This is a genomic window from Mesorhizobium sp. M0833 (assembly GCF_040319905.1).
In the GTDB taxonomy this organism is placed as follows: domain Bacteria; phylum Pseudomonadota; class Alphaproteobacteria; order Rhizobiales; family Rhizobiaceae; genus Mesorhizobium.
In genome coordinates, this window is the sequence record NZ_JAMYOQ010000001.1 from 421,537 (window position 1) to 436,006 (window position 14,470).

A 14,470-nucleotide genomic window follows, 5' to 3' on the forward strand; every position below is an offset into this window, starting at 1 on the left:
CTGGCTGCGTGAGCGAAGCAGGTGACCGCTCCTGCAACGAGAATTATGCCGCTTCCCGCTTGACTCACACATATCCCGGTGGTTATGCATCGATCAATAGCCGAAGGGTTATCTATCCCAATGCCAAACGCTCACGATGTGCTTTTTAGAACGCTTGCCGATCCGACTCGGCGCGCTATTTTTGAGCGACTGTGTCGCGAGGGAGAGCAGACAGTCGGCGCTCTGACGGCTCAGGCCGGGATCTCGCAACCGGCCGTGTCGAAACATCTCGGGATTTTGCGGCAGGCGGGGCTGGTGCGCGACCGCCATGCGGGACGGCAGACCCATTATAGCGCGCAGCTCGCCGCGCTTGCTCCCCTGATCGACTGGACAAGCCAGATGACCGGATTCTGGCAGAGCCGGTTCGACGACCTCGAGGACCTGCTCAAAAGGATGGACCAGTGAACGAAATAGCGACCGAAACGCTCTCCGTCATTGTCGAACGGGAAATCGCTTATCCGCCCGAGAAGATCTGGCGCGCGCTCACGCAACCACACTTGATCGAGGAGTGGCTTATGAAAAACGACTTCAAACCTGTCGCGGACCACCGTTTCAACCTTCACGCGGCCTGGGGCTCTGTCGAATGTCAGGTCCAGACGGTCGAGCCTAACAGAACGCTGACTTACACGTGGGATACCAAGGATCTCAAGAGTGTCGTCTCCTGGACGATTACCCCCACGAGCATCGGCGCCCGCTTGCGTATGGAACAGTCGGGCTTCCGGCCGGATCAGCAGCCTTACTTCCGGGGTGCCAAAGTCGGCTGGCCGAGGTTCTTTGACGATCTGGAGCAGGTTCTTGCGCGAACGGACTGAGATCCGCCTGCGCTATTCAAGCAAGGGCTCTGTTACAGGGCGGCAGATGGCGGAACGATAATGGAGGCAAGCCAATGAAGATCAAGTTGACCAAAGTATACGTGGATGACCAGGAAAAGGCTCTGGGTTTCTACACCGAAACGCTCGGCTTTACCAAGAAGGCCGATTTCAGCAATGGGCCGTTTCGCTGGCTGACCGTCGCATCACCCGACGAGCCGGACGGTGCCGAGCTGCAACTCGCGCTCAATGACAACCCCGCTGCAAAGACCTACCAGCAAGCTATTTTCCAGCAGGGCCAGCCCGCGGTCATGTTCTTCACCGATAACGTCAAGGGGGACTACGAGCGCATCAAAGCGCGCGGCGCCAAGTTCACCATGCTGCCGACCGAAGTAACCGGCTCGATCATAGCCCAGCTGAACGACAACTGCGGCAATCTCATTCAAATAACACAGCTGGCGCGCTGGTAAGGCACGCATTCAGTGGCGTGGCTGCCCGGCGGGAGCCGCCAAACGGGCCGCCCGATCCGCTCGGTTCGTCTTCAGAGGAGGTCTCAATGGATTGGAACAAATGGGTTCGGCAGATCCACCGCTGGCTGTCGATCATCTTTGCGGCGGTCGTCGCCGCCATCTTCATCAGCCTGGGAGTAGGCAAGGAACCCTCCTACTGGGTATACCTGTTGCCGCTGTTTCCACTCGGCTTGCTCCTGCTTACCGGACTGTACATGTTCGTGCTGCCTTACGCGCCCAAGCGGCGCAGCGCGGGGGGCACCGGCGCATTGGAGTGAATGCATGGCCAACAAGACGTCCATCAAGTCATCGGCGGTCGCGAAGAAGTCCGCCGCCAAGCCTGCAGCCGCCAAGCCGGTCCTCCTCGCAGGCGGCAACCCGCAGATCACGAAGGGTGATGGTGACGCTCCTGTGCAGGCCTACATCGCGGCCATGCCGGGCTGGAAACGCGACGTCGGGCGTCGCCTCGACGCGCTCATCGTGCGCAACGTCCCTGACGTGCGCAAGGCCGTCAAATGGAACTCGCCCTTCTATGGCGTAGAGGGTCAGGGGTGGTTCCTCAACTTCCATTGCTTCACAAAGTACATCAAGCTGGCTTTCTTCCGCGGCGCGTCGCTGCGTCCCGTCCCACCCGGTGAGTCCAAGCACAAGGACGTGCGCTACCTCGATATCTACGAGGACGACCTGCTCGACGAAGCTCAACTCGCCGACTGGATAAAGCAAGCCAGCCAATTGCCAGGCGAGCGAATGTGAGTGGAATGCCAGTCATCCCGGCAAATCCGGTGCCGACTAGCGGTATTCATGTGACGGGCGAGCGGCAACAACCAAGGGAAAGCGACAATGATGATGAAGAGTGACTCGATGGAAAGAAATGCAGGCAACTCTCCCGCTCAGCTGATCGATGCGAGGATCAGCGAGCTGGGCGATTGGCGAGGCAAGACGCTTTCCCATGTCCGCGCCCTCATCAAGCAGGCCGACCCGGAAGTGGTCGAGGAGTGGAAGTGGCGAGGCGTTCCGGTGTGGTCGCACGCCGGAATAATCTGCACTGGCGAGACCTACAAGAACGTCGTGAAAGTGACCTTCGCAAAGGGCGCCTCGCTGCAGGATCCTTCCGGCCTGTTCAACTCCAGCCTCGACGGCAACACCAGGCGCGCCATCGATATCCGTGAGGGCGAAGACATAGATGAGAATGCGTTCAAGGCGCTGATACGCGCTGCTGCCGCCCTGAACACGGCCCGATAGTCAGCTCCGGCCGATATGGTCGGCTAGCGGGCCGAGAGCGGCGAGCAAGGCTTCGCCGGTGGCTTGCGTCGCGTTCTCATGCGGTGCGCGCAGGTTCAGCCAGCGTCTGTCGCCGGACCGTACCGCCAGCACTGCCTTCATCGCAGTGATGAGGCCAGCGTCCTGGATGATTTTGCGGAACGCCCTGATGGCGGCATCCGCGTCGGTAGTGTCCTCTCCCGCCAGCACTGCGTCGTAGAGGGCCCGGATCGCTGCGGCATTCAGATTGACTGTCGCCGAGATGCAGCCGGCAGCACCGTTGGCGAGGCCTTTCGTCAGCTGTGCTTCCGAACTCGGGAACACCGCGACCCTTGGGGCTGCCGCAATGACCGCCGCGGTGTTGTTCCAGTCGCCGGCGCTGTCCTTGTAAGCCACCACGACATCGGGAAACGCTTCGCTTAATCGGGCGGTCAGCGCCGGGCTCACCGCTACGCCGGAATTTTGCGGGATGTGGTAGAGGATCATCCTCATCGCCGGGTTCGCCACCCGTTCGATCAGCTCGCCATAGTAGCGGGCCTGTCCGTTGTCACCGGCGGCCGTATAGAAGAACGACGGCAGCACCATCACCCCGGCACAGCCGAGCCCGACGGCATGCGCGGTCAGCTCGACAGTCTCGGCAAGTGCTGTGACACCGGTGCCGGGCATAAGCCGGCTTGGCGAAATGCCGGCCTCGACCAGCCACTCCAGCGCCTGCATGCGCTCGCGCAACGAGACGGACAACGCCTCGCCCGTGGTGCCGAACGGCGACAGGAAATGCGCTCCCTGATCCAGCACCCACTTGGCGTGTGATATCCAGAGGTCGCGGGCAATGCAGCCGTCGTTTTCGAACGGCGTCAGGATCGGTGCGATGGTTCCTTGTGGGCGGATCATGTGCGTCCTTCTACGGGTGAAAATCTGTGCTGTGCTCAAAGCCGGCATCAAAATGTCGAGCAAGCTACAGAAAGCAGTGTTGCTGAGTACCGGCCGTTCGACCTCGAAAGCAAGCGGCTCGCGCATAAGCGCGCGATTGTGATCGGGCGGCGGTTCTGAGGCTCTCGAGGTAAGCACTTGTCACGGGACAACCGCGTCCGGCCGAAAGGGGGGTGACAAACGAGTTCTGCTGTTTCATCAATGCCGCCTTTTGAGGAGAAGCCCATGCGGAGGATCGGTGTCGGCATTATCGGCTGCGGCAACATTTCGGATGCCTATCTGAAGGCATCGCCGCAATTCCCGGTGCTCGACATTATCGGCGTCGCCGACATCAACCGGGCGGCAGCCGAGGCCAAGGCAGCGGCCTACGGCCTGGCTGCGATGCCGGTCGACGCGCTGTTGGCCGATCCGCGCGTCGAGATCGTGCTCAATCTGACGACGCCGCAGCATCATGTGCCGGTCGGCCTGCAGGCTGTCGGGCAAGGCAAGCACGTCTATTCCGAGAAGCCGCTGGCAACGACGCTCAGCGACGCCGAGCGGCTCGTCGCGGCCGCGCGCGAAAAGGGCGTGCGTGTCGGCTGCGCACCCGACACCTTTCTTGGCGGCTCCCACCAGACGGCGCGGCGGCTGGTCGATGAGGATACGGTTGGGACCATTGTCTCCGGCTCTGCCTTCATGCAGGTGCCCGGCCACGAGCTCTGGCATCCCAATCCGGATTTCTACTATCAGCCCGGCGGTGGGCCAATGCTCGACATGGGACCGTACTATCTGACCTGCCTGGTCAATCTCCTGGGTCCGGTAAAATCCGTGACCGGACAGGCGAAGTCATCCTATCCCACCCGCACCATCGGTTCCGGACCGCGCCAGGGCGAAACCATCCGGGTCGAGGTGCCGACCCATATTTCCGGCCTGCTCGCATTCGAGAACGGCGCGGCGGTTTCGATCACCACCAGCTTCGACGTCTGGAAGCATGAACACAATCACATCGAACTTTACGGAACCACCGGCTCGATGATCGTCTCCGACCCCAATCAGTTCCAGGGCGACATCAGGACCAGCCAGCGCAAGGGCGACTGGACGGTGGCCGATCAGATCCATTCCTATGGCGACGGCAATTACCGGGGCCTCGGCCTCGCCGACATGGCGCAGGCGATCGTCTCGGGCAGGCAACACCGCGCCAGCCTCGATCTTTCCCTCCATGTCCTGGAAATCGTGGAATCGATCATCTCTTCAGCAGAGACAGGGCGGCGTATCGACCTGAGGTATGGCTGCGCGCGGCCGGCGCCAATGCACGCCGATCTGCCTTTCGGAATTCTGGAATAGGGGATGACACGATGAGCAAGACGGCACTGATTTTCTGGGGCGGCTGGGAAGGCCACACGCCGGCCCGTAGCGCCCACATCGTCAAGGAGATGCTGGCCGGCAACGGCTTCGACGTGCAGCTGGAGCAAGGGACTTCGGCGCTTGCCGATCCGCAACTGGGCAAGCTCGATCTCATTGTCCCGGTGATCACCATGTCGACGATCGAAAAGCCGGAACTGCAAAACCTGACCAACGCCGTCGGGGCCGGCACCGGCCTTGCGGGCTTTCACGGCACGATGTGCGACAGCTTCCGCAACGAGCCGGAATACCAGTTCATGACCGGCGGCCAGTGGGTCGCCCATCCCGGCAACATCATCGACTATCACGTCGATATCACCATGCCAGACGATCCGGTCATGCAGGGCATCGACGGCTTCGCGTACCGTTCAGAGCAGTATTACATGCATGTCGATCCGACCAACGAGGTGCTGGCGACGACTACTTTCACCGGCGAGCATCTCGATTTCATCGCCGGCGTCGTCATGCCGGTTGTCTGGAAGCGCCGCTACGGCAAGGGCCGTGTCTTCTACAGCGCACTCGGCCACACCGCCGACGAGTTCGCGGTGCCGCAAATGCGTACGATGTTCGAGCGCGGCATGCTTTGGGCCAGCCGAAACCCGGATCTTGCGTAGCCGTTCAATCTGACGCCACGTATCGTTGTAATCTCTCGTAGGGCGGCCGCCTGAACGCGGACACAGCACTGGGCTGCGGCAAGCAATTGACTGCCATGGTAGCATCCAATAGACAGCAGTCTCGTCGGGGAATTCCGTAGCTGGAGGTCGAATGGAGCAGACGTGGCGATGGTTTGGCCCGAGCGATGCGGCAACGCTTGCCCATGCCAGGCAGGCCGGCGCGACCGGCATCGTGACGGCATTACACGACATTCCTTACGGCGAAGTCTGGCCGATCCACGCCATCAGGCAGCGCCAGGCGCTTATCGAGGCGGATCAGGCGATGGGCCTCAAATGGAGCGTCGTCGAGAGCGTGCCCGTGCACGAGGACATCAAGCTCGGCCGCGGCGATCTCGACCGGCTCTACGACAATTTCAGGCAGACCTTACGCAATCTCGGCGCCTGCGGTGTGCGCACGGTCTGCTACAACTTCATGCTGATCCTCGACTGGACCCGGACCGACCTGGCTGCGCCGCTGCCGGGCGGCGGGCGGGCGCTCCGCATGAACATGCACGAGCTTGCCGCGTTCGATTGTTACATGCTGCAGCGCAAGGGATCTGAGCGCGACTATGCGTCCGATGTTCTCCAGCGGGCAAGCGAATGGTTCGACGCGACGCCGGATGCGTCAAAAGAGCGTCTGCTTGCCAACATCATGGCCGGCCTGCCGGGCGCCTTCAAGCGCTATGACATAGCGGAATTGCGCGAAGTGGTGGCCGAGCAGTCGAGCTTGTCTCACGACCGGCTGCGCGAGAATCTCGTCCGTTTTCTTGAACACGTGCTGCCGGCGGCCGAAGAGGCGGGCGTCACGTTGGCGATCCACCCGGACGATCCGCCGCGCGATCTCGTCGGCCTGTGCCGGATCGTCAAGAACGCCGACGACATCGCGTTTATCCTGGACGCGGTGCCATCGGCCCATAGCGGCCTTACCTTGTGCACGGGGTCGCTGGGCGCCAATCCGGCCAATGACGTGCCCGCCATCGCCAGGCGCTTTGCGCATAAGATCAACTTCGTGCACCTGCGCAACGTCAGCAAGGATCCGGACGGGTCATTCATGGAGTCCGAGCATCTGAACGGGGATGTCGACATGATTTCGGTGGTCTCGATCTTGCTCGACGAGCAGCAACGCCGCCGCGACGCCGGGGAACCGGCGCTGCTGCCGTTTCGCCCGGATCACGGCCACGAGCTGATCGATGACGCCACGCGGCACACCCATCCTGGCTACCCCGTGATCGGCCGTCTTCGCGGCCTTGCCGAACTGAGAGGCGTAATGACGGCGATTGCCCATCAGCGCGGTTATAGGCTGCAATGAGGGCGCCCCGCCTGCTCTGCGTCGGCGCGCTCACCTACGACACGATCTTGCGCCTCGATGTCCTGCCGTCCGGCGCCGGCAAGTTCCTGCCGAGCGAGGCCGTGCAGATCGCCGCCGGCATGGCGGCAAGTGCCGCCGCGTCGGCAAGCCGCCAGGGCGGGCAGGTCTGGCTATGGGCAAGCGTCGGCAACGATGCCGTCGGCCGCGATGTCATCGCCCAGATGGAGGCGGAGCGGGTCGACTGTTCGTTGGTGCGCAGGGTTGAAGGTGGCCGCTCGGCCATTGCCACGATCCTGGTCGATGCCGCCGGCGAGCGCATGATCGTGCCCTTCTACGATGCCGTCACGCAAGCCGATCCGGACCGTCTTCCGCCCGTGGATTTTTCCCGCTTCGACGCCGTCCTGGTCGACGTTCGTTGGCCCGGAGCCGCCGCGATGGCGCTGGCGAAGGCCCGCGAATGCGGCATTCCGGCGATCCTCGACGCCGATATTGCGTCGCGACCGGTGCTCGACCGACTGGTGCCGCTCGCCTCGCATGTCGTTGCTTCGCTGCCCGCGGCGCGTATCCTTTGCGGTCCAGAGGTTTCTGCCGGTTCCGCCGTCGCTATTCTGGGCGAACGGACCGGCGCCTTCGTCGCGATCACCGATGGGGCGAACGGCACCGCGTTCCAGCACCCGAGCAGCAATGATGTCCGTCATCTGCCGTCGCCGCGAGTCGAAGCCGTCGACACGCTGGCGGCGGGCGACGTGTTTCACGGCACCTTCGCTGTCGGCCTGGCCGAAGGTTGGGACGAAGAGCGGGCGATAGCAGTGGCCAGCGCCGCTGCCGCGCTGAAGTGCCTGCGTTTTGGCGGACGGCTCGGCGCGCCGACGCGCGCGGAAACACTGGCCTTCATGCAAGGATCGACATGACGCCGAATACGCTCGGGCCCGCTCGGCGAAAAGGGTACGCCATGCGTCGCTGACCGACTACCATGGCAGCCGCTGCAACTGTTCGTGGGAGGAGAAATGGCTGAGTTCAAAAAACGCGCACTGGTCACGGGGGCGGCCATGGGCATCGGCCGTGCTGTCGCCGAAAGGCTGGCCCAGCAAGGTGTCGACCTGATCCTCTTCGACCGTGTGGGCGATCAGCTGGACGAGGTCGCGGCGCAGCTTGCGGCGCGCGGCGTGACCGTGCACACCGTGCTCGGCTCGACCGCCGACACTGAAGCCTGCGGCCGCGCCGTCGAGCTTGCCCGGTCCGCGTTCGGCGGGCTCGACATGCTTTCCCACAATGCCGGCATCCAGCGTTACGGAACGGTGGAGACCACGGACGAGGCGCTTTGGGACGAGGTGATGAACGTCAACCTCAAGGCTGCCTATCTGCTCTCCCGCGCGGCGATGCCGCTGCTGCGGCAAAGCCGCGGCGCCATCGTCCATATGAGCTCGGTGCAAGGCCTGGCCAGCCAGGAAGGGGTTCTGGCCTACAGCACGGCCAAGCACGGCTTGATCGGGCTGGTCAAATCCATGGCCGTCGACTATGCGCCGCTCGGTGTGCGCGTCAATGCCGTGGCTCCGGGCGCGGTCGACACGCCGATGCTGCGGGATGCGGTCAAGCTGAACGATAAGCCCGACGAGATCATGCGCATCCTTGACAACATGCATCCGCTCGGCCGCACCGCCCAGCCGCAAGAGATTGCGGCCGTCGTTGCCTTCCTGCTGTCCGACGATGCCTCCTTCGTCACCGGCGAAGTCGTGCGCGTCGATGGCGGCCTGCTGGCGCGCATCGGCGGTTCTCCGCGTAAGGAATAACATCGGCGCTGCTGCTTGCGCAGCCATTTCATGAACGGCTTGAAGCTGCCGAGCCTTTAAGGGAATTGCCGATGGCAGGGCTTTTGGGAATGCGGACCATCACCGAGGGGCGGCTTGGCGAAACCGGCCCCGGCGCTTCAGTCGCGGCGAGGACGTTCGAGGTCCTGCTCGACCAGATCCTGACCTTCCGCCTGAAGCCGCACGAGCTGATTTCCGAAAAGGCGATGTCGGAAGCCCTCGGCGTGAGCCGCACGCCGGTCAGGGAGGCGCTCGCCCGGCTGGCCCGACTTGGCCTGATCGACATCTATCCGCAGCGCGGCAGCATGGTGGCGCCGCTGCGGATCGCCCATCTCGAGAAATCGCAGTTCCTGCGCGAATCGCTCGAAGTCGGCCTGGTCAAACGTGCGGTCGAGAGCCCGCGCCGCGCCGAACTGCTCGCCATGCTCAAAGGCGAACTGGCGGTCCAGGAGACGTTCGCCTCCATTTCGGACGACAGGCGCTTCTTCAAGTCGGACGAGCTGTTCCACCAGCACATCGCCAGCCATGCCGGCTTCCCCGGAATCTGGGCCGACATCAGCGCGGCGAAGCTGCACATGGACCGCTTCCGCTTCTTGTCTTTCCCGCGCCTCGACAGCATGTCGGTGGTTCTCGGCCAACATCGGCGGATCGTCGATGCGCTCGAGCAGGCCGACGCATTTGCGGCGGAAGAGGCGATGCGAACGCATCTTCGCCGCATCTTCGAGGTGCTCGCAATCGTCCGGGAACGCTATCCCCATTATTTCAAGGCACCGGGCTCGACTGGAAAGAGGACAGAAGCGGCTGCCGGCGATCTGCCCGAATGACAACCACTCGCGCGACGGAGCGAGGAGGAATGACGACGTGGATACGTGAAACCAGCCGCTCAGGCCAGGCCTGAGCCTTTCTTCGGCGCTTCCGGAGGCAACTTCGCCTTGCTGCCGGATTTGTCGGAAGTTGGCTTGGCTTCACGATTTTGCGCCTCGCCGCCTTGCTCCTTGCGGAGCTGCTTTTCTATCGTCGATCGCGATCCTTCCGCAGGGTCCTGTTCGGGATGGCTTTCCCTAGCCGTCATGTCAGCTCCTATCCATTCTGGTCTATTGCATGTGGCGAGGGCTGAGTTTCGCCACCAGTGCTGGTCCTGTCGCGCCCAAGCATCAGCCATGCGGCGAAGAGCACGACCAGTACGACCACGATCCAGGCGACGAGACGAGGCATTGGGGCTCACTTCCCCCGCCGCTTGCTGCCGCGCACCTCGGGATCGGAGCCGGTCTCAACCGTTGGATCGGGCACGACCGGACCGCGTTCGGCTTCGGAGCCCTCAGCTTCGATCTCCTGCACGGCCTGGTCCCAATGCTCGCGCTCGCGTCCTTGCGGACGGCCTTCGCGCTCCCATATCTCATGGGCCCGCTGCCTGATACGCTCTTCCTTGTCCATGACCTTTGCCTCCTGATATCCCTAATCCGGCGATCGAAGGTTTGTTCCGCGTTGCCAGGCAGTTCCCGACGGTTCAGTTGACGTGACCACCGGGCGCCCTAGATGAAATTGCACGCCGAAGTCGCCTGGTGCCGGGGAGAACAATCGTGTGGCAGCAACGCTACAAGCACGTATTGTAGATGCCATTGCAGCTATCGGTCTTCGACCAGACCGGCTGTGCCTGCTGCTGACAACGTTTGTGCTGACGGCATGCTCGCCTTCCGACCAGATCGAGCAGCAGTCGAAAACCGCGGCTTCGGCCGCACAGACAGCATCGCTGGTCCTGGGTGCCTGGGCCGCCGGGGCAGCCCCTTCGACATATACGTCGCGCACGTTGCAATCGGTCGGCAAGGCGCTCGTCGATGCCGGTGCGCAAATCCAGTCCGCCAAGTCGCCTGAGCCCAGCGAGCAAGCCGGTCTGACGGCGGTAATCGGACAGCTGTCGGCGGCGGTGACACGCGCCGCGACGGCGGTGCAGGACGGCAACCGATCGGAGGCGGAACAGGCGCAGCAGGATATCCAGGCTGCCACCGCCGCTCTGAATGCATCCTACGCCAAATATTTCGCGCCGAAACCATGAAGAAGCTGCTCGAAATATCGCTGGGCATCGTCACCAGCGTTGGTGGCTTTCTCGAGGTCGGATCGATGGCAACCGCCGCACAGGCGGGTGCAGCGTTCAGGTTCCAGCTGATCTGGGCCGTCCTCCTGGGCACGATCTGCATCATCTTCCTGGTCGAGATGGCCGGCCGCTTCGCCGCCGTCAGCCATCACACCATCGCCGACGGGATCCGGGAACGGTTTGGCTTCACCGCCTTTCTGTGGCCGTTGCTTGCGACTTTGCTGGTCAACTTCCTGGTCATGGCAGCCGAGATCGGCGGTGTCGCCATTGCGCTCGAGCTCGCCACCGGCATCGGCTTTCAGTGGTGGGCCCTGCCGGTCGCTTTTCTGGCATGGCTGTTCCTCTGGAAAGGCACGTTCGGCTTCATTGAAAAGGGCGTCTCGATTCTCGGCCTGGTCACGTTGTGCTTCGTGGTTGGGGCCGTCATGCTGAAGCCCGATTGGGGGCAGGTCGCGGCCGGTGCCGTGCCCACTCTGCCCGAGCACGACGCGGCCAATTACTGGTTCATGGCGGTCAGTATTCTTGGTGCGTCGGTCTCGCCCTACCTGTTCATGTTCTATTCGTCGGGAGCCATCGAGGACCAGTGGGACAAGAGCTATCTCGGGACCAATCGGGCCATTGCCGGATTGGGAATGAGTTTTGGCGGCACAATCTCGATCGGCGTGCTGATCGTGGCGGCGCTCGTGCTGGCGGCGCACGGCATAGAGCAGGTCGACGACTACCATCAATTGCCGCTGATGCTGATCCAGATCTTCGGTTTCTGGGGGTTCGTCCTGTTCGTTGCTTCACTAGGCATAGCCTGCTTCGGCGCCGCGCTCGAAATCGGGCTGCAGCAAGCGTACTTGGTGGCGCAGGGTTTCGGCTGGACCTGGGGCGAGGACCTGAAACCGCGCGACGATCCCGGCTTCAGCACCGTCTACACGGTCTCGCTGTTTCTCGCCGCCATTCCGATCGCCCTGGGTCTCGATCCGCTGAAGCTAACCATCTTTTCCATGGCGCTGACGGCCGCCAGCCTGCCGCTGACCGTGGTGCCGTTCCTTTTCCTGCTGAATGACGAGCGTTATGTCGGCGAGCACCGCAATGGCATGATCGCGAATGCCGCGGTCATCTTCATCATTGCGCTCGGTTTCGTGCTCGCGATCGTGACCATTCCTTTGCAGATATTCGGAGGCACGTGATGGATTTGCTGCGCGACATCCTGGACAAGCAAGTGGTTGACCGTGAGCAGGTCAAGATCGGCAAGGTGGACGGGCTGGTAGCCGAGGTCAGGCCGGGCAAGCCACCCAAAATCGTTGCGGTTGAGCTCGGCTCGATCACGCTGGCGCGTCGGCTTGGCGAGCGATCCGGGCGCTGGATGGCGCGCCTTGCGGCAAGGCTCGGCGGCAAGCGCCATGCCGAACCGCACCGCATCGCCTGGAACAAGGTGCGCGACATCGGCGTCGACATCGAATTCGACATCGACGTGCGTGAAACGGCGATTTTCGACTGGCAGGATTGGCTGCGCGACCATGTCATAAGGCGTATCCCGGGAGCCGGATGATGGCCACCGTCAACCTTGAGCAATTGGCAGGCAGAAATGTGCTTTCGCAGCGCGGCAAAAGCATCGGCCATATCGAGGAGATACGCGCCGAACCGGATGGCGACGACCTCGTGGTTACCGAGTACCATGTCGGCATCTACGCGGCGTTCGAGCGTCTTTCGGCTTCGGCCATCGGCACGGCGGTCCTCGAAGTCTTTCGACTGCGCAGTCGCGACAGCATGTACCGCATTCCCTGGGACAAGCTCGACATCTCCGACCCGACGCAGCCGCGACTGTTGTGCACGATGAAAGAACTTTCCGCTATGAAGGGCAGTATCGAGGGCGATAAACCGGAATGAACGACACTTTCCCGCCGTCGGAGAATGGGGTTCAGTGAAAGTCCTGGTTACCGGCGCCACCGGCCTGATCGGTGCCTCCGTCGTGGCACGCCTTCTTTCCGAAGGGCATGAAGTAATCGGATTGGTCCGCAGCCCCGGTGCAAACCGGGCCGGCAATTGCCAATTGCTGGTGCTGGACATGGCGGTGGCGCTGCAGCCCGAAGACTGGCTACCGCATCTCAGGGGTGTCGACGCCGTCGTGAATTGTGCCGGCGTTCTGCAGGACAGCCCCCGTGAAAAGACGCGCGAAGTCCATCGCGATGCGGCGGTCGCACTCTTTCGCGCCTGTGCGCGGGCAGGGGTTGCCCGGGTGATCCACTTCTCGGCGATCGGCGTCGATCGGGCGCAGCCTTCGGCGTTCTCGGCGACGAAACTGGCCGGGGATCAGGCGCTTATGACGCTTGATCTGGATTGGGTTGTCCTGCGCCCGTCCGTGGTGCTCGGCCGGCCGGTGTTTGGGGCCAGCGCATTGTTTCGGGGTCTCGCTTCGCTGCCAGTGCTGCCGTCCATGCCCGGCACCGGCCGGCTCCAGGTGGTACTACTCGACGATGTGGTCTCAACGGTCGTTTTTCTTCTCGATCCCGCCAGTCCGTCTCGCGTCGTGCTGGAACTTGTCGGTCCCGAACAACTGAGCATGGACGAGGTCGTCGGCAGTTATCGCCGATGGCTCGGTTGGGCTCCGGCAGCCAGGTTTGTCTTGCCGGCGCCTGTTGCAAGGCTTCTCTACGGCCTAGGCGACCTTGCCGCGATGTTCGGCTGGCGTCCACCGATGCGCACCAACGCGGCCAGGGAGATCGCCCGAGGAGCGGTTGGAGATCCCTCGGACTGGACCGCCGCGACCGGCATACGCCCGCAAACCCTGGCGGGCTTCCTCGCGCTCAATCCGGCAACGGTGCAGGAGAAATGGTTTGCCCGGCTGTATTTCATCAAGCCGGCGATCTTCGTCGTCCTGCCCGTCTTCTGGATCATGACGGGAATTGTGTCGCTGACAACCGGCTACGGCAGCGGCGTCGATCTGATGCAAGGCACGGGGGCCGGCATCTTATCGGCACCGATCGTGATCGCCGGCGCTCTTGCCGACATCGCCATCGGCGTGCTCATAGCCTGGCGGCCGGCGGCGCGAAAAGGCCTCTATGGCGGCATCGCGCTCTCGCTTTTCTATCTGGTCGTCGGAAGCTTCCTGAGCCCCGATCTGTGGAACGACCCGCTTGGGCCGTTCCTCAAAGTGCTGCCGATCCTGGTGCTGCACTTTGTGGCCTTGGCAGTGCTGGAGGAGCGCTGATGCTCTATTTCCTGCTGAAATTTCTGCATGTCATCGGCGCATCTGCGCTGCTTGGCACCGGCGCCGGCATCGCTTTCTTCATGCTGCTCGCCCACAGGACCGGCAATGCCGCGACGGTTGCGGCGGTGGCCCGTATCGTCGTCGTCGCCGACTTCGTTTTCACAGCGACGGCCGTGGTCGCGCAACCTTTGACTGGAGCCGCGCTCGCCTGGCAGGCAGGCTACTCGCTGTCGGAGGGCTGGATCGTACTTTCGGTCGCGCTCTATATCTTCACCGGAATGTTCTGGCTCCCGGTCGTCTGGATGCAAATGGAGATGCGCAAGCTGGCATCGCAAGCCGCCGCTGCAGGCGCGCCGTTGCCGCCGCGCTACCATCGGCTCTTCTGGTTGTGGGTCGCCTTCGGCTTCCCAGCCTTCGCCGCCGTACTCGGGATTCTGTGGCTGATAATCGCGCGGCCTCAGATCAGGTGGTAGGTCGCAGGC

The 14,470-nt window shown here is 62.9% G+C and carries 22 protein-coding genes; 18 read left to right on the top strand and 4 right to left on the bottom strand.

The genetic code is table 11. The annotated features are described in order from the left end of the window. Positions 1 to 120: 120 nt before the first annotated feature. The 6 genes from NKH98_RS01940 to NKH98_RS01965 all read left to right on the top strand — a co-directional run bounded on the left by NKH98_RS01940 (position 121) and on the right by NKH98_RS01965 (position 2,599). The gene (locus NKH98_RS01940; RefSeq protein WP_254818851.1) at positions 121 to 444 is read left to right on the top strand and encodes an ArsR/SmtB family transcription factor; all 324 of its coding nucleotides are present in this window, start codon (positions 121 to 123) and stop codon (positions 442 to 444) included. Next, positions 441 to 851 (top strand): SRPBCC family protein, encoded by a 411-nt coding sequence (locus tag NKH98_RS01945; protein ID WP_352506828.1) that lies wholly within the window; start codon positions 441 to 443, stop codon positions 849 to 851. The genes NKH98_RS01940 and NKH98_RS01945 overlap by 4 nt, the downstream gene beginning before the upstream one ends. Positions 852 to 925: 74 nt before the next feature. After that, on the top strand, positions 926 to 1,318 hold the full coding sequence (locus tag NKH98_RS01950; RefSeq protein ID WP_352645166.1) for a VOC family protein: 393 nt from the start codon (positions 926 to 928) through the stop codon (positions 1,316 to 1,318). 86 nt (positions 1,319 to 1,404) lie between these two features. Further along, on the top strand, positions 1,405 to 1,635 hold the full coding sequence (locus NKH98_RS01955) for a hypothetical protein (RefSeq protein WP_352645168.1): 231 nt from the start codon (positions 1,405 to 1,407) through the stop codon (positions 1,633 to 1,635). Positions 1,636 to 1,639: 4 nt separating this feature from the next. After that, a complete protein-coding gene (locus NKH98_RS01960) occupies positions 1,640 to 2,110 on the top strand; it encodes a DUF1801 domain-containing protein (protein WP_352645170.1) in 471 nt (156 codons plus the stop codon). 108 nt (positions 2,111 to 2,218) lie between these two features. Next, on the top strand, positions 2,219 to 2,599 hold the full coding sequence (locus NKH98_RS01965) for a DUF1801 domain-containing protein (protein WP_352645172.1): 381 nt from the start codon (positions 2,219 to 2,221) through the stop codon (positions 2,597 to 2,599). On the opposite strand, the gene NKH98_RS01970 is transcribed toward NKH98_RS01965, so the two are convergent. Then, on the bottom strand, positions 2,600 to 3,508 hold the full coding sequence (locus tag NKH98_RS01970) for a dihydrodipicolinate synthase family protein (protein WP_352645174.1): 909 nt from the start codon (positions 3,506 to 3,508) through the stop codon (positions 2,600 to 2,602). Between the two features lie 264 nt (positions 3,509 to 3,772). On the opposite strand from NKH98_RS01970, the gene NKH98_RS01975 reads away from it, so the two are divergent. From NKH98_RS01975 to NKH98_RS02000, 6 genes are all read left to right on the top strand, one after another. Continuing rightward, positions 3,773 to 4,870, top strand: a complete 1,098-nt coding sequence (locus NKH98_RS01975) for a Gfo/Idh/MocA family protein (protein ID WP_352896277.1) — start codon at positions 3,773 to 3,775, stop codon at positions 4,868 to 4,870. Between the two features lie 11 nt (positions 4,871 to 4,881). Continuing rightward, entirely contained in the window at positions 4,882 to 5,541 is a 660-nt protein-coding gene (locus tag NKH98_RS01980; RefSeq protein WP_352475758.1) for a ThuA domain-containing protein, read from the top strand. A 151-nt stretch (positions 5,542 to 5,692) separates the two neighbouring features. Beyond that, complete coding sequence (gene uxuA / locus NKH98_RS01985) at positions 5,693 to 6,889, top strand: mannonate dehydratase (protein WP_352896279.1); 1,197 nt, start codon at positions 5,693 to 5,695, stop codon at positions 6,887 to 6,889. Continuing rightward, positions 6,886 to 7,800, top strand: a complete 915-nt coding sequence (locus tag NKH98_RS01990; RefSeq protein WP_352896282.1) for a PfkB family carbohydrate kinase — start codon at positions 6,886 to 6,888, stop codon at positions 7,798 to 7,800. The genes uxuA and NKH98_RS01990 overlap by 4 nt, the downstream gene beginning before the upstream one ends. A gap of 96 nt (positions 7,801 to 7,896) precedes the next feature. Beyond that, complete coding sequence (locus NKH98_RS01995) at positions 7,897 to 8,679, top strand: SDR family NAD(P)-dependent oxidoreductase (protein ID WP_352506819.1); 783 nt, start codon at positions 7,897 to 7,899, stop codon at positions 8,677 to 8,679. A gap of 71 nt (positions 8,680 to 8,750) precedes the next feature. Further along, positions 8,751 to 9,521: a GntR family transcriptional regulator gene (locus NKH98_RS02000; RefSeq protein ID WP_352896285.1), complete on the top strand. Its 771-nt coding sequence runs from the start codon at positions 8,751 to 8,753 to the stop codon at positions 9,519 to 9,521. A 59-nt stretch (positions 9,522 to 9,580) separates the two neighbouring features. Here the strand turns inward: NKH98_RS02000 and NKH98_RS02005 are convergent, their stop codons facing one another. The 3 genes from NKH98_RS02005 to NKH98_RS02015 are packed head-to-tail and all read right to left on the bottom strand — an operon-like array spanning position 9,581 to position 10,131. Further along, on the bottom strand, positions 9,581 to 9,769 hold the full coding sequence (locus tag NKH98_RS02005; protein WP_352645186.1) for a hypothetical protein: 189 nt from the start codon (positions 9,767 to 9,769) through the stop codon (positions 9,581 to 9,583). Positions 9,770 to 9,777: 8 nt separating this feature from the next. Beyond that, positions 9,778 to 9,912 (bottom strand): hypothetical protein, encoded by a 135-nt coding sequence (locus NKH98_RS02010; RefSeq protein WP_352688544.1) that lies wholly within the window; start codon positions 9,910 to 9,912, stop codon positions 9,778 to 9,780. A 6-nt stretch (positions 9,913 to 9,918) separates the two neighbouring features. Further along, positions 9,919 to 10,131: a DUF2934 domain-containing protein gene (locus NKH98_RS02015; protein WP_254818839.1), complete on the bottom strand. Its 213-nt coding sequence runs from the start codon at positions 10,129 to 10,131 to the stop codon at positions 9,919 to 9,921. A 148-nt stretch (positions 10,132 to 10,279) separates the two neighbouring features. On the opposite strand from NKH98_RS02015, the gene NKH98_RS02020 reads away from it, so the two are divergent. From NKH98_RS02020 to NKH98_RS02045, 6 genes are read left to right on the top strand one after another with little or no spacing between them, the layout of a single operon-like run. Further along, positions 10,280 to 10,750 (top strand): hypothetical protein, encoded by a 471-nt coding sequence (locus tag NKH98_RS02020; protein ID WP_352896288.1) that lies wholly within the window; start codon positions 10,280 to 10,282, stop codon positions 10,748 to 10,750. Next, positions 10,747 to 11,967, top strand: a complete 1,221-nt coding sequence (locus tag NKH98_RS02025; RefSeq protein ID WP_352896291.1) for an NRAMP family divalent metal transporter — start codon at positions 10,747 to 10,749, stop codon at positions 11,965 to 11,967. The genes NKH98_RS02020 and NKH98_RS02025 overlap by 4 nt, the downstream gene beginning before the upstream one ends. Further along, complete coding sequence (locus NKH98_RS02030) at positions 11,967 to 12,329, top strand: hypothetical protein (protein ID WP_352475750.1); 363 nt, start codon at positions 11,967 to 11,969, stop codon at positions 12,327 to 12,329. The genes NKH98_RS02025 and NKH98_RS02030 overlap by 1 nt, the downstream gene beginning before the upstream one ends. Beyond that, positions 12,326 to 12,667: a hypothetical protein gene (locus NKH98_RS02035; RefSeq protein ID WP_352896294.1), complete on the top strand. Its 342-nt coding sequence runs from the start codon at positions 12,326 to 12,328 to the stop codon at positions 12,665 to 12,667. The genes NKH98_RS02030 and NKH98_RS02035 overlap by 4 nt, the downstream gene beginning before the upstream one ends. Positions 12,668 to 12,701: 34 nt before the next feature. After that, a complete protein-coding gene (locus tag NKH98_RS02040) occupies positions 12,702 to 13,988 on the top strand; it encodes an SDR family oxidoreductase (RefSeq protein WP_352896297.1) in 1,287 nt (428 codons plus the stop codon). Beyond that, positions 13,988 to 14,461, top strand: coding sequence for a DUF2269 family protein (locus tag NKH98_RS02045; protein WP_352896300.1), 474 nt, complete (start codon positions 13,988 to 13,990; stop codon positions 14,459 to 14,461). The genes NKH98_RS02040 and NKH98_RS02045 overlap by 1 nt, the downstream gene beginning before the upstream one ends. Positions 14,462 to 14,470 lie beyond the last annotated feature (9 nt).

Bases quoted from the DNA above. Each gene is read 5' to 3' on its own strand.
- NKH98_RS01940 (WP_254818851.1), top strand. From the start codon at position 121: ATGCCAAACGCTCACGATGTGCTTTTTAGAACGCTTGCCGATCCGACT.
- NKH98_RS01950 (WP_352645166.1), top strand. From the start codon at position 926: ATGAAGATCAAGTTGACCAAAGTATACGTGGATGACCAGGAAAAGGCT.
- NKH98_RS01955 (WP_352645168.1), top strand. From the start codon at position 1,405: ATGGATTGGAACAAATGGGTTCGGCAGATCCACCGCTGGCTGTCGATC.
- NKH98_RS01960 (WP_352645170.1), top strand. From the start codon at position 1,640: ATGGCCAACAAGACGTCCATCAAGTCATCGGCGGTCGCGAAGAAGTCC.
- NKH98_RS01965 (WP_352645172.1), top strand. From the start codon at position 2,219: ATGGAAAGAAATGCAGGCAACTCTCCCGCTCAGCTGATCGATGCGAGG.
- NKH98_RS01970 (WP_352645174.1), bottom strand. From the start codon at position 3,508: ATGATCCGCCCACAAGGAACCATCGCACCGATCCTGACGCCGTTCGAA.
- NKH98_RS01975 (WP_352896277.1), top strand. From the start codon at position 3,773: ATGCGGAGGATCGGTGTCGGCATTATCGGCTGCGGCAACATTTCGGAT.
- NKH98_RS01980 (WP_352475758.1), top strand. From the start codon at position 4,882: ATGAGCAAGACGGCACTGATTTTCTGGGGCGGCTGGGAAGGCCACACG.
- uxuA (WP_352896279.1), top strand. From the start codon at position 5,693: ATGGAGCAGACGTGGCGATGGTTTGGCCCGAGCGATGCGGCAACGCTT.
- NKH98_RS01990 (WP_352896282.1), top strand. From the start codon at position 6,886: ATGAGGGCGCCCCGCCTGCTCTGCGTCGGCGCGCTCACCTACGACACG.
- NKH98_RS01995 (WP_352506819.1), top strand. From the start codon at position 7,897: ATGGCTGAGTTCAAAAAACGCGCACTGGTCACGGGGGCGGCCATGGGC.
- NKH98_RS02000 (WP_352896285.1), top strand. From the start codon at position 8,751: ATGGCAGGGCTTTTGGGAATGCGGACCATCACCGAGGGGCGGCTTGGC.
- NKH98_RS02005 (WP_352645186.1), bottom strand. From the start codon at position 9,769: ATGACGGCTAGGGAAAGCCATCCCGAACAGGACCCTGCGGAAGGATCG.
- NKH98_RS02010 (WP_352688544.1), bottom strand. From the start codon at position 9,912: ATGCCTCGTCTCGTCGCCTGGATCGTGGTCGTACTGGTCGTGCTCTTC.
- NKH98_RS02015 (WP_254818839.1), bottom strand. From the start codon at position 10,131: ATGGACAAGGAAGAGCGTATCAGGCAGCGGGCCCATGAGATATGGGAG.
- NKH98_RS02025 (WP_352896291.1), top strand. From the start codon at position 10,747: ATGAAGAAGCTGCTCGAAATATCGCTGGGCATCGTCACCAGCGTTGGT.
- NKH98_RS02030 (WP_352475750.1), top strand. From the start codon at position 11,967: ATGGATTTGCTGCGCGACATCCTGGACAAGCAAGTGGTTGACCGTGAG.
- NKH98_RS02035 (WP_352896294.1), top strand. From the start codon at position 12,326: ATGATGGCCACCGTCAACCTTGAGCAATTGGCAGGCAGAAATGTGCTT.
- NKH98_RS02045 (WP_352896300.1), top strand. From the start codon at position 13,988: ATGCTCTATTTCCTGCTGAAATTTCTGCATGTCATCGGCGCATCTGCG.